Source organism: Shewanella oncorhynchi (assembly GCF_030848765.1).
In the GTDB taxonomy this organism is placed as follows: Bacteria; Pseudomonadota; Gammaproteobacteria; order Enterobacterales; family Shewanellaceae; genus Shewanella; species Shewanella oncorhynchi.
This window is the reverse complement of record NZ_CP132914.1, coordinates 1,281,909-1,294,785: the sequence shown is the minus strand read 5'-3', so window position 1 is coordinate 1,294,785 and position 12,877 is coordinate 1,281,909. Positions and strand designations below refer to the sequence as shown.

10 protein-coding genes are annotated in these 12,877 nt (G+C 45.5%); 5 read left to right on the top strand and 5 right to left on the bottom strand.

The features are described from left to right. Nucleotides 1-348: 348 nt before the first annotated feature. Nucleotides 349-3,507, bottom strand: coding sequence for an efflux RND transporter permease subunit (locus tag RA178_RS05830; protein WP_306684897.1), 3,159 nt, complete (start codon nt 3,505-3,507; stop codon nt 349-351). A 13-nt stretch (nt 3,508-3,520) separates the two neighbouring features. Beyond that, nucleotides 3,521-4,759, bottom strand: a complete 1,239-nt coding sequence (locus RA178_RS05825) for an efflux RND transporter periplasmic adaptor subunit (RefSeq protein WP_306684896.1) — start codon at nt 4,757-4,759, stop codon at nt 3,521-3,523. Nucleotides 4,760-5,181: 422 nt separating this feature from the next. Here RA178_RS05825 and RA178_RS05820 point away from each other — a divergent pair, with 422 nt between their 5' ends. Continuing rightward, nucleotides 5,182-5,799, top strand: coding sequence for a TetR/AcrR family transcriptional regulator (locus tag RA178_RS05820; RefSeq protein WP_306684895.1), 618 nt, complete (start codon nt 5,182-5,184; stop codon nt 5,797-5,799). A 99-nt stretch (nt 5,800-5,898) separates the two neighbouring features. Here the strand turns inward: RA178_RS05820 and RA178_RS05815 are convergent, their stop codons facing one another. After that, nucleotides 5,899-6,786 (bottom strand): LysR family transcriptional regulator, encoded by an 888-nt coding sequence (locus tag RA178_RS05815; RefSeq protein WP_263140162.1) that lies wholly within the window; start codon nt 6,784-6,786, stop codon nt 5,899-5,901. 90 nt (nt 6,787-6,876) lie between these two features. Between RA178_RS05815 and RA178_RS05810 the strand changes: the two genes are divergently transcribed. Then, complete coding sequence (locus RA178_RS05810; protein WP_306684894.1) at nt 6,877-7,311, top strand: PACE efflux transporter; 435 nt, start codon at nt 6,877-6,879, stop codon at nt 7,309-7,311. A gap of 319 nt (nt 7,312-7,630) precedes the next feature. After that, a complete protein-coding gene (locus RA178_RS05805) occupies nt 7,631-8,455 on the top strand; it encodes a substrate-binding periplasmic protein (RefSeq protein ID WP_263140160.1) in 825 nt (274 codons plus the stop codon). A 28-nt stretch (nt 8,456-8,483) separates the two neighbouring features. Here RA178_RS05805 and RA178_RS05800 read toward each other — a convergent pair whose 3' ends face one another. Continuing rightward, nucleotides 8,484-9,374 carry a LysR family transcriptional regulator gene (locus tag RA178_RS05800; protein WP_306684893.1) on the bottom strand — a complete coding sequence of 297 codons (891 nt, stop codon included), beginning with the start codon at nt 9,372-9,374 and terminating at the stop codon, nt 8,484-8,486. 140 nt (nt 9,375-9,514) lie between these two features. Here RA178_RS05800 and RA178_RS05795 point away from each other — a divergent pair, with 140 nt between their 5' ends. Next, nucleotides 9,515-10,771 (top strand): adenylosuccinate synthase, encoded by a 1,257-nt coding sequence (locus tag RA178_RS05795; protein ID WP_028761418.1) that lies wholly within the window; start codon nt 9,515-9,517, stop codon nt 10,769-10,771. A 152-nt stretch (nt 10,772-10,923) separates the two neighbouring features. Here RA178_RS05795 and RA178_RS05790 read toward each other — a convergent pair whose 3' ends face one another. After that, nucleotides 10,924-11,904: a chemotaxis protein gene (locus RA178_RS05790; RefSeq protein WP_105251730.1), complete on the bottom strand. Its 981-nt coding sequence runs from the start codon at nt 11,902-11,904 to the stop codon at nt 10,924-10,926. A gap of 354 nt (nt 11,905-12,258) precedes the next feature. On the opposite strand from RA178_RS05790, the gene RA178_RS05785 reads away from it, so the two are divergent. Further along, complete coding sequence (locus tag RA178_RS05785; RefSeq protein ID WP_105251729.1) at nt 12,259-12,690, top strand: thioesterase family protein; 432 nt, start codon at nt 12,259-12,261, stop codon at nt 12,688-12,690. Nucleotides 12,691-12,877: the final 187 nt, after the last annotated feature.

Genomic DNA, 12,877 nt, shown 5'->3' with positions numbered 1-12,877 from the left:
TAATATATTGAATAATCATCAAATTATATAGAAAAGTCGTAAAACAGTAACCATTCTACTCATTCTGTGATAATGACGCGCTCAAGTGGCAATAAGTTATAAGCTAACAGAATGGTCTGGTAATAGTTATTCATTGTTTCTTATTGATGATCCAGAAAATACCAACGATATTCCTCATTTCTGGTTTTAGTTTTAACCTAGTGAGCAATACCATCACTAAGCATCAATTGACCTAATGTTATTTAACCCCAGCTAAAGATAGTCAAATCTAATCGCTCTCGCCGTGAATAAACAAAAAAGGCCTACTCAATGTAGACCTTTCATGTATTTTTCAACTAGAAAACAAGCTTAACCGACTGTTATCTCTTTATGCTCATCGGCTTTTTTACCGCCTCTCTTTGCTAAGGCATAGTAAAACAGCGGCGTTAGGATAAGACCAAATACAGTCACCCCAATCATACCAGCGAATACTGCCACGCCCATGGCTTGGCGCATCTCGGCGCCCGCGCCAGTGGAGAACACCATAGGTACCACTCCCATGATAAAGGCGATAGATGTCATCAAGATAGGACGTAAACGTAATCTTGCTGCCTCTAATATCGCCTCCATAGGTGCCATACCATGGTCTTGTTTCTCCTTTGCAAACTCGACAATCAAGATAGCGTTTTTAGTCGCCAGCCCCACCAGCACTATCAGGCCAATTTGGGTGAAGATATTATTATCGCCACCGTAAATCAGCACACCACTGAGGGCTGAAAGTAAGGTCATTGGGATGATTAAAATAATCGCCAATGGCAAGCTTAAGCTCTCGTACTGGGCGGCTAGCACCATAAACACTAAGATGATCACCAGCGGGAAAACCAAAAGACCCGTATTGCCCGCTAGGATTTGCTGATAGGTCAGCTCGGTCCACTCATAAGTCATTCCATTAGGTAAGGTTTCAGCCAAAATTTTCTCAATCGCCGCCTGCGCTTGACCTGTACTCACTCCGAGTGCTGGGCCACCGTTGATTTCAGCGGTTGTGAAACCGTTATAGTGCATCACTCTGTCTGGGCCTGAGCTTTGGCTGACGTTGATGAACGAACCCAGCGGGATCATATCACCATTCAGATTCGGCACCTTTAGCTGACTTATCTGCTGCGGGCTTTGACGGAACGCCTCGTCGGCTTGCATATTCACCTGATAGGTTCGACCGAAACGATTGAAGTCGTTGACATAGGTCGAGCCCATATAGGTTTGTAATGTCTGGAAAATCTGATCGAGCGACACTGCCTGCTGTTTCGCTTTAGTCCGATCGATATCCAGTTCAAGTTGCGGCACGTTCACTTGATAGCTAGAGAAAACTCCGGCTAACTGAGGATCGGCCCACGCCTTGTACATCACTTGTTGGGTCACCTGATACAAGGCCTCATAACCAAGGTTGGCTCTGTCTTGAATTTGCAGACGGACCCCTCCTATAGTGCCGAGGCCTTGCACAGGTGGCGGCGGGAAGATGGCAATAAACGCGTCTTGAATAGCAGCAAATTGCTGATTCAATTGTCCTGCAATGGCATTCGCCGACAGTTCAGGACTGGTACGCGAGTCAAAATCATCGAGCGCGACAAATACCACGCCTGAGTTAGGACTATTGGTAAAACCGTTGATGCTAAGGCCAGGGAAGGCAATCGAGTGCGCGACTCCGGGGTGATTTAGCGCAATCTCAGACATCTTCTTGATCACACTATCCGTACGTTCAAGGGATGCCGCATCGGGCAACTGAGCAAAGGCCACTAAATACTGTTTATCTTGGCCGGGTACATAACCCGTTGGTGTATTGGCAAATTGCACACCCGTTAACGCCACCATGCCTAAATACACTAGGCCAATAATGCCGCCAAAACGGATCACCTTACGCACTAACCAGCCATAACCATCGGATGCACGGTTAAATAAACGATTAAAAGGCACAAATAACCAAGCACCAAACAACTTATCCATTAGACGGGTTAAGCCGTCCTTAGGTGCATCATGACTCTTGAGTAACAGCGCCGATAATGCCGGACTTAAGGTCAGTGAGTTAATCGCCGAGATAAAGGTCGAGATAGTAATAGTCAAGGCAAACTGTTTATAGAACTGCCCAGTTAAACCGCTCATAAAGGCCGTTGGAATAAACACCGCCGCCAGCACTAAGGTGGTTGCCACAATCGGGCCTGTCACTTCCTTCATCGCCTTTTGTGTTGCCGCAACTGGGCTTAATCCTGCGGCAATATTACGCTCGACGTTTTCGACCACGACGATGGCATCGTCAACCACAATCCCGATGGCGAGCACCAGCCCGAATAGCGACAAGGCATTTAACGAGAAACCGAGCAAATGCATAAAGGCAAAGGTACCGACCAAAGACACAGGCACGGCCACCAGCGGAATAATCGATGCGCGCCAAGTTTGCAGGAACAGTACCACCACTAACACCACCAGTAACACGGCTTCGAGCAGGGTTTTTACCACAGCTTCAATCGAGCCACGCACGAACACTGTTGGGTCGTAAACGATTTCGTATTCGAGTCCTTCAGGGAATCCTTTAGACAGCTCTGCCATTTTGGCGCGCACATCGTCGGAAATCTGAATCGCGTTAGAGCCCGATGCTTGAAATACAGGAATAGCCACCGCATCCTTATTATCGAGTAAAGAGCGCAGCGCATAACTCGTTGCCCCGAGTTCCACCCGCGCGACATCTTTAAGGCGGATCACCTCAGCATTCTGACCAACTTTGATGATGATATCTTCAAATTCAGACAGTTCAGTTAAACGGCCTTTCACGTTAATTAAAAGTTGAAAGTCAGCACTGCCACTGGGCTGCGCGCCTAAACTGCCCGCTGCTGCCTGTTGGTTTTGCTCACGTACGGCGGCAATAATGTCCGCTGGCGATAAACCCAGCGCCGAGACTTTATTGGGATCAAGCCAAATCCGCAGGCTGTATTCGCCGGCGCCAAACAAACGTACAGCGCCGACACCGTTAATCCGCGCTAACTCGTCTTTGACGTTTAGCGCCGCATAGTTAGACAGATACAACATGTCGTAACGGTTATCCGGCGATAACAAATGCACCACCATGGTCAAGTCTGGCGATGATTTTTCGGTGACTATACCTAAGCGCTGTACTTCCTGCGGCAGACGGGGCATAGCGCGATCCACTCGGCTCTGCACTTGGGTTTGTGCCTTATCCACATCCGTGCCAATCGCAAAGGTGATGGTCAAGGTCATACGTCCATCGGACGTCGCCTGCGATGACATGTACAACATGTCTTCGACGCCGTTAATTTCCTGCTCCAACGGTGAAGCCACAGTTTCGGCAATCACTTTAGGATTTGCGCCAGGATAATTAGCAGTGACCACTACCGTAGGTGGCACTACCTCTGGATATTCGGTAATAGGCAACTGCCAAACAGCAATCGCCCCCGTGATAAGAAACAGCAATGACAGCACGGCTGCAAATATCGGTCTTTTAATGAAAAATTGCGACAACATAGTGTGTTATTCCTTAACCGCGGCTCGCCGTTTCAACCGCTTGCGCCGTCAAATGCTCTTGGTTTTTATCGAGTATTAACTGGGCTTGGCGTAGCGCCTCGAGCTTGTCGCTGTCGACCATGTCCACTATGTTTGGCTCAATTTGCATCTTAGGACGAACGCGTTGCATACCGTTGACGACGATCTTGTCTTCGGCCATCAAGCCTTGGGTTACAATGCGCAGTCCTTGGACTTTTTCGCCTAAGGTCACACCGCGATATTCGACCGTGCCATCATGACCGACGACCAGCACAAACTTATTATTGAGATCTGTGCCAACCGCTTTATCGTCAATCAAGATCCCCTCATAGGCGCCACTGCCCGCAGTACGAAGACGCGCAAACAAGCCTGGCAATAGGTTATTGTCTTCATTGTTAAAAGTCGCACGCACTCGAATAGTACCCGTCTGCTTATCCATCGCATTATCCACAAAGTCGACCATGCCAATATGGTGATAATCGCGCTCATTGGCTAAAGCCATGTAAACAGGATTATCGCCAGCACGGGGATCGTTACGTTTGTTCTGCGCAGTTAACTTCACGTATTTAAGGTAGGTTTGCTCGTCCACATCAAAATAGGCATACATGCTGGCGGTAGAGACTAAGCTGGTCAGCACACTCTGCCCTGCGGTGACATAGTTACCCGCAGTGACGTTGGCGTAGGATACTCGGCCATCAATCGGCGCTTGTACTTGGGTATAAGCTAAATCAAGCTCGGCGCGCATGAGTGCTGCTTTCACCGAAGCGACTGCGGCTGCAGTCTGACGTTTATTCGACTCACGGGTATCGAGTAATTCGGCCGAGACCGCCTTTTGGTCAAATAATTTATATGCCCGTTCAAAGTCATTAGTGGCCAGTTGCTCTGCAGAGAGTGCGCTAGCAAGGTCTGCTTTTAACCGGGCCACTTCCACTTCAAACACGCTTGGATCGATGCGAAATAACACCTCGCCTTTTTTCACTAAGGCGCCTTCTTTAAAATTTACTGAGTCGATATAACCCGACACCCGCGGGATAAGGGTGACACTTTCTGGCGCCTGTAAACGACCGGTAAACTCATCCCATTCGGTGACTCGCTCATGCAATACCTGAGCGACATCCACCTTAGGCGCACTCGGTGCAGGTCCCTGCTGCGCAGTTTGCTCACCACAAGCTGAAAGGACGAAAGCAGCCACAGCCGTTAACATCATTATTCGTAAAGGTTTGTTACTCATCATATTACTATCCTCAAAGTGGCGGGCATTTCACGCTGTTCGAACCACACACATGCAGCTGTGTTACAAACCAATTAAATACCGACTGGTAAAAAATATTCTGTACTGGACGGTAATATATAGCGTAAAATGATGCTGTCAACAAATTTATGTACCGAATGGTATTTAATTAAAAGTGTGCACTTACCCTAGGCATGCAATGCGTCCAGAGGCAAAAGGCTACAAGTTTGAACGGCAAAGCATTTTGATGAATATTGAAGCAAACACTGACTAACGCAGATAACATGCTGAACTTAGGTGACACCTTGAATGACTAAGTAGACATATCCCCCTAACCCCCCTAAGTCCGTCATCAGTGGCAAGTGTGGCTGGACAGGGACTAAACCCATGTCTATCCTAGGGGCAATTGAGAATTGAGGAGCCTAATGATGTCAACCGTCACCCAGACGCCCTGTGTTGGTCGCCCACGAGCTTTTGACACTGACGATGCATTAGCAAAAGCCTTAGAAGTCTTCTGGCTCAAAGGTTTTGAAGGTACATCGTTAACCGATTTAACCCAAGCTATGGGCATTAATAAGCCAAGCCTTTATGCCGCCTTCGGCAATAAAGAACAGTTATTTCTCAAAGCGATAGAATTATATGAACAACGCCCCTGTGCGTTTTTCTATCCCGCACTTGAGCAGAAAACCGCCTATCTGGTGGTCGAGTCGATGCTGCTCGGGGCCGCGAGCTCTTTTGTGGATAAAAGCCATCCGCAGGGATGTTTGATTGTTCAAGGGGCATTAACCTGCAGTGAAGCAGGGCAAGCGATTAAAGACACTTTGATTAATCGTCGCCGCGACGGTGAAATCGCTCTGTGCGAACGACTGCAACGCGCCAAAGATGAAGGAGATTTGCCCGCAGATGCCGAGCCATTACTGCTTGCCCGTTATGTCGGCACAGTATTGCAAGGCATGGCCGTACAAGCGACCAGTGGGATTTGCCCGAATGAACTGCGCAAAGTGGCCGAACTAGTGCTGGCTAACTTTCCGCGTAATGATTAATCCTGATTCACAAATCCTGATCCACAAAAACTAAACCCCAGTAGAGTACTCACTTAACTGGGGTTTTATTTATGCTTTGCTTTATTTCTGTCCAACCATTTATTTCTGTCCAACCAAGAGTTCTCTAAACAGTTGTCTGAGTCGTTTCAATAATGGCAGGCTGCTTTTATCTTGATGCTGGATCACATCGACGTTTGCATACCAGCCTATCTGCTCAAATTCTATGGGGACGCGAGTTAAGTTACCCGATAAAACTGAATTGGACGCCATGTGCTCGGGTAACAGACACCAACCATGGCCCTGTAATGCGAGCTCCAATAACACGTAATAGTTATCGGCATACCAAACATCAGGACTGAACGCCTGCTGAAAACTACTGGTTTTAGTATTCCGTGAGCGGATGAGTAATTGTCGATACAGTCGCAATGAGTCCATGTTCGGTGCAACTGATTTTGCTAAGGGATGCGAACTCGCCACATAAAGATCGAATTGAATCACCCCAATACTCTCAAAATCTATACTACTTGGCATAGATAATTCACTAAAAATCAATCCTGTAGATGCTCTTCCCGAATGCACCATGTCGATAATATCTATGCTTGAGGCACTGAGAAACTCGAGTTCGATATTAGGAAAATCACCTTCTAACAACCGAATAATTTCAGATATTCTCTGTATCGGAATGCCTTCATCCATCGCAAGGCACACTTCTGAAGATTGACTACTGAAGAGCGATAAGGCGGTATGTTTGAGCCTACGATGTTGAAGAATCGTCGCTCTTGCGTAGGGCAGTAATTTACTGCCTTCGGCCGTTAATACCGGATAACGACCCGAACGGTCAAATAACTCAACCCCACAGTCAATTTCAAGATTCATCACATGCTGGCTAATCACGGATTGTGCTTTCTTAAGTTGCCTTGCAGCATTCGAAAATGAACCAGACTCTACGGTTTCCATAAAGGCTTCGAGTTGTTCGAGACTAAACATATCGTTTTTACCGATACTATCTAACTATAACTTATCCCTATACTAGATAAAATTATGGCCATAGTCACATTAAATGAATGGGAAATAGCCATGAAAACGACAGAACGTATCTTTAACGCCTTACTCTTTGAAGCGATTGCACTCGCTATTATTATCCCCGTTTCTGCCCTTATATCAGGCAAGGGAACCAGTGAACTTGTCATAGTAGGTATCGCTTTGAGTCTTTATACCGTGGTATGGAACTACTTCTACAACCTAGGATTCGACTGGGTATTTGGGGCAAATCGAGAGCAACGTACTTTGAAAACCAGAATACTGCATACCTTTGGATTTGAAGGGGGACTTATTTTCATTAGCATACCGACCATCGCCTGGTTTCTACAGATAGGTTGGTTGGCAGCCATGGGCTTAGAAGCGGTTTTTTTGATCTTTTTCTTCTTCTACAGCACCCTATTCCATTGGTGTTATGACAAGTATCAGCCCTATAAGACTTGGATTACTATGCAAGCCACTAAGGTCAAATAGCGCAGCTAAGATCAACACACATCACCATCAAACGAACCTCACTAAACAATTTAGCGATTCGTTTGATGGCAGATTATCCATTTCAATTTCTTCTACTTAGCAAGAAAGCTAAGCCAGTTCATGTGTTGCCCAACGTAAAATTCCCCTTAAACACAGTACATAAAAATAATAAACCCGCACACAGTAAACTGAGGTTGTTGAAATATCCTATAAACATCACAAAAGGACTAACTATCAGTAATTAATATTCAAATCATTAGTCTAGATATAATTCTTTATGCTATAAAAGCCATATATTAAGCGGGGAGATGGAAGCAAAATGCGTGCAGGGAACAGAATGAGGCTCAGGATGCAGCAGGCATTAAATTTGCCGTCAGCATTGATACTTAGCATCGTTTTATTGCTCGTATCCATTATTTGTAACATGGCACTCGCTAAAGAAAGCAATGCAATACCAGCAGAATCGCAACCTCAAGCCATAACCTTAGCCGCAGAAGACAGTTGGCCACCTTTCGCCAATCAGTTTGGTCAAGGTATTTCCCATCGTTTAATCCAAGCCGCATTTAAACAGTCGCATATTGAAGTGAATAGCTTAGTTGTACCCTACTCCCGTGCCTTAATGATGGCGGAAAAAGGTGCAGTTGATGGGGTGTTTAACGTCACCCGCGAGAACAGTACTGAGCAACGCTTCATCTTTGGAAACACCCCATTATTTATCGCCACGGCATCTTTTTATCAAAAGAAACAAAAACCTATTCTGGCAGACAATAAATGGGCGCTACCTAAAGGCACCGTTATCGGCGTGATTAAAAGCTATGAATATGGCGATGAGTTTCCCAAATTAGTTAAACAGCAACAGCTCAATATCGTCACCGTCGCCAACCAACAACAGCTCATCAATTTATTATTGATTGGTCGCATAGATGCCGCCTTGATGTTCGACTTAGTCGCCAAGGAAAACCTGAAAAAAATGGGGGTAGATGATGAGATTATTCCTGCATTTGCTAACCACAGCAGCGATATTTTTTTGGCCTTCTCGAAAGGAAATCCACAAGCACAAACCTTAGCAAGCCAACTCGACGCTGGCTTATCACAGCTAAAAGCCACAGGCCAATACGACAAACTGCTCTTAGTCGCTGACTAATCCACTATCGCTACAAGCGAATGATAGATTACCGCTGCGAGCGAATGATCTCTTGATTCACCCAATATAACAGCTGCTTAATAGCCTTCGACAGGATCTGATTCTGGCGCACAATATAACCTAAACTCGTAGTAGGGAATTGCGGTAGAGGAGTGACTTTAGTGGTGATATTCGCCTTAGTGTAAACCGAAAACTCCGGTACGATAGCCACACCAAATCCCGCCTCAGCCCAATCGATTTGCGCGTCAACACTGCCGACTTCCATTATTCTGTAATTCGATAAGTTCAGCGACGGCAATGCAGGATCTAACAATTCGCGGGTTCGCGTATCGTGTCCTAATAAAATCAACGTCGGTTGCTCGGCTAAGGGCGTATCCACAGAGGGTTTTGCCTGCTGCCATTGTTGTAAGTTATCTCCGATTGCACACCATTTAATCTGTTGTAGCTCAGTAAAATGCAGTGGCTGACTTTCCTTCTGCGCAATCACAAACCCTAAATCGGCCTCGGCATTTTTCACCAATTCAGAGGCTTGTGATGAGGTTGTGTTGAGCAGTGAGAAATCTATTCCCGGAAACTCCGCCTTAAAGAGCTGAAACGGCTGGATCAACAATAACCGCGAGATAATGTCGCTGGCGGCAATGGTCAAGGTGCCTTGGCTAAGGTCATTAATCGCATTGAGATCCGCCTGACAAATTTGCAGCTCCATTAACGTCTTCTGACTGCTCTCTAACAGGCGAAATCCCGCTTGCGTTAATCGAAAGGGATTACGGTCAATCAACTTGACTCGAGTGCTTTGCTCTAACTGCTTAATATGCAAGCTAACATTGGGCTGCGTCATGTGCAGCGCTGTGGCCGCTTTCCCAAAATGCTTGTATTCAGCCAAAGTCACGAAGGTCTTTAACCAATGGATATCGAGCATCACGTCACCTTTTGCAAAGTATTAGAGTTAATGATAGCCAATGATATATGAAATTCTTATTGGGATGATAACCATAATTAATTTCTCTTATTCAAATGATGGGTCTAGCATAGCGTCTTAATCAATGAGGAGATGTTGTTATGCCGTCGATCGTGGTTGTGGGTGCAAATTGGGGTGATGAAGGCAAAGGCCGCATCGTAGATTATTTAGCCGCGGATGCCGCTGCCAGTATTCGCTTTCAAGGTGGTAACAACGCTGGCCATACCGTCGTCAACGACTATGGCACCTTTAAATTACACCAATTACCGAGTGGCATTTTCAACCCTAACTGCGTTGCAGTTTTAGGCCCTGGCATGGTGATCAGCCCTGAAAAACTCAGTGTAGAAATTGCTGAAGTGCAAGCGGCTGGCATTGAAGTCAAATTATGCATTTCTGACCGTGCTACCCTGTGCTTACCTCTACATGCATTAGAAGATACCTTAGAAGAACAACGTCTTGGCGACCTCGCCTATGGTTCAACCCGTCAAGGGATTGCACCAGCCTATGGCGATCGCGTGATGAAAAAAGGCATTTTAGTCGGCTGGTTAAACCAACCTGAAGTACTGCAAGAGCGCATTCAATTTATGCTCGACTGGAAATTACCACAGTTAAAAGCACTTTATCCAAGTTGCGATTTTAATCAAACCGCCGCCGAAATGACCGCATGGTTATTAGAAGTGACGGCACCTTGGCGTCCATTTATTTGTAACGTGACAGAGCCATTAAAAGCATTACAAAAACAAGATGCTAGCTTGCTGTTTGAAGCGCAATTAGGTGCTGGCCGCGACTTAGTCTACGGCGAATATCCTTATACCACATCTTCAAACGTGACTGCGGCTTACGCGGGTATCGGCAGCGGTTTACCTGCCCTGCGTCCAGAGCGCGTAATTGCTGTCGCGAAAGCCTTTAGCTCATCAGTCGGCACAGGCACGTTAGTGACCGCAATGGAAGAGCAAGACGCCTTCCGCGAAAATGCCAACGAGTTTGGTGCAACGACAGGCCGTCCACGTGACATGGGATATTTTGATGCTGTTGCCACCCGTAATGGTGTTGAGCTACAAGCAGCAACCGAAATTGCCCTGACTAAGATTGATTGTCTTTCTGGCATGAAAGATCTGAAAATCTGTGTTGCCTATGCTGGTGAACACACTGAGAACCCAATTTGGCCACAAACTGCTGCGTTAAGCCCAGTGTATGAGCAAATGCCAAGCTGGAGCGAAGATATTACTGGTTGTCGCACCTTCGAAAGCCTGCCAGTCGCCGCACAACAATATGTTGAACGCATTGAAGACTTAATGGGTGTACGCGTTAGCATGGTTTCTGTTGGACCAGAGCGCGATCAAATGATCATTCGCTAGTAAACAACGTTTACCCTACAAAAAAGCCATATTCGCCTCGGTGAATATGGCTTTTTACTTTGATATGGTTTGTCATTGAAGAATCACTCAAGACGTTGATAGCGATGACTCGAATACCCCATATTCAAATATCGCCACTAAATGAAATGGCATTACTCTTCGAATACGTATTTATCTATCATACCGACCATACGACCAATTTCTGGTTTAGTAATGGTATCGTTAGCACCTAATGCCATCGCCTTTGTGCGGTTATCTTCACTCATTAAAGAGGAAAACATCACAATTGGCATTTGTCGATACGCCTTGGATTCTCTTAAGCGTTTCACCAAATGCATGCCATCCATGCGAGGCATCTCAACATCTGTAATAATGGCGCTGACAAAATCAGAAATAGAAGCATTATCTTGGTCAGCAAGATTCTCAAATTCCATTAGCATTTCAAGGGCATCACCACCATCTTTGGCTGTGATAATGTTGTAACCTGCGCTGCGAAGGGTATTTTCGATCATCTTACGAATAAAAGCGGAATCATCGACAATTAAAATCGTTTTCGCTTCACGTTTCGCCAGCATTTTATCATTGATCAGTACACTTCTATCGAGCGTGACATCGTACTTATCCATACTCAGTTCAGGATTAATGTCAGCAATAATTTTCTCAAAATCCAATATCATAATGAGCATGCCATCACGGCGCACTACGGCAACGACACAATCATTTTCACCCGCTTCTAAAAATTGACTCGGCGATTCAACTTGCTCCCACGACACTCTATGGATGCTACGAACACTATCGATTAAGAACCCATTAATCATCTTATTAAAATCAGTCACTATGACCACTTTGTGGGTTAAATCCTCTGGTGTCGATATTCCGAGCCAACCGGCAAGATCGACCAAAGGGATCAACTTTTCTCGCAGCGAGAACACCCCAACCATGTGCCGCTGGGCATTGGGATAATCTGACGTTTCTGGCACCCTAATCACTTCTCTCACTTTGGCGACATTAATACCGTAATGGCACACTTTATGGCCACCGTTAGGAAGTGTCTTATGTAGATGAAACTCAATAATTTCGAGTTCATTTGTGCCACTCTCAGTCAATATTTCTGATTTTTTAATTTCGCTCATATAAAGCTCTCAACCTAGCAAATCAACGTAAGAAAGGGATTGCAGTTATCAGTATAGGAAGGGATTAATGAATTAGGCACGATAGTGTGATTTTACTGCCTGATTAGCGTGATATTTTTTGGGTAACAAGCATTTTATCTATAAGCAGAAAAGCGTCCCATAATCGAATCTAATGACGATTTCAGTCGTCACATTGTCAATCATGTCCAGATTAAGCATCGCCGTTGCCGACCTAAAGTAGCCTGCACATTTCCCTTAACAGCGCTTTTGTCTCTCCGCATTAGAGGTTTTGTTTTAAGAGATAAGCCGCTAAACTATTGCGCAATAAAAACTATCTAGAATAGCTGTAGCCCCATGCCGCAATTTAGCCCGACCTTTTCTTTCCCAGTGCAAATCTACTATGAAGATACTGATTTTTCTGGCGTGGTGTATCACCCCAACTTTTTGAAATACTTCGAGCGAGCCCGTGAGCATGTGATTGGTGCTGAGCGTTTAAGTGCATTATGGCAACAAAACCAACTGGGTTTTGCTGTGTATCGTAGCGATATGTTGTGCCATGAGGGGGTGGAATTTGCCGATATTATCGATGTTCGCACTAAGTTTTACTTTGAGAGTAAGTACCGCACTGTGTGGCAGCAGGAGATTTGGCGTCCACAAGGTAAAAAGCCAGCGGTCACGGCAACCATTGAAATGGTGTGTATGAATCAAGCCCGTCAATTAGCGCCTATGCCGGCAGAGTTAATCGCCATATTAAGTCTTGGTTTCACATCAAGCGAACAAAGCTAATACTCTTACATACAAGTACGCGCGCGATTTCCTGAGCTTATTTCGACATAAGCAAAGGCAACAAAAATCACTCAAAGAAGTACAACTCAAATAGCGATAACTGGACAGTATTAAGGCTCGACTGCAAGCCTTAGTACTCTTGATTTAACGAGCATTTGATTTAACGAGCGCTTACTTTAATGAGCAC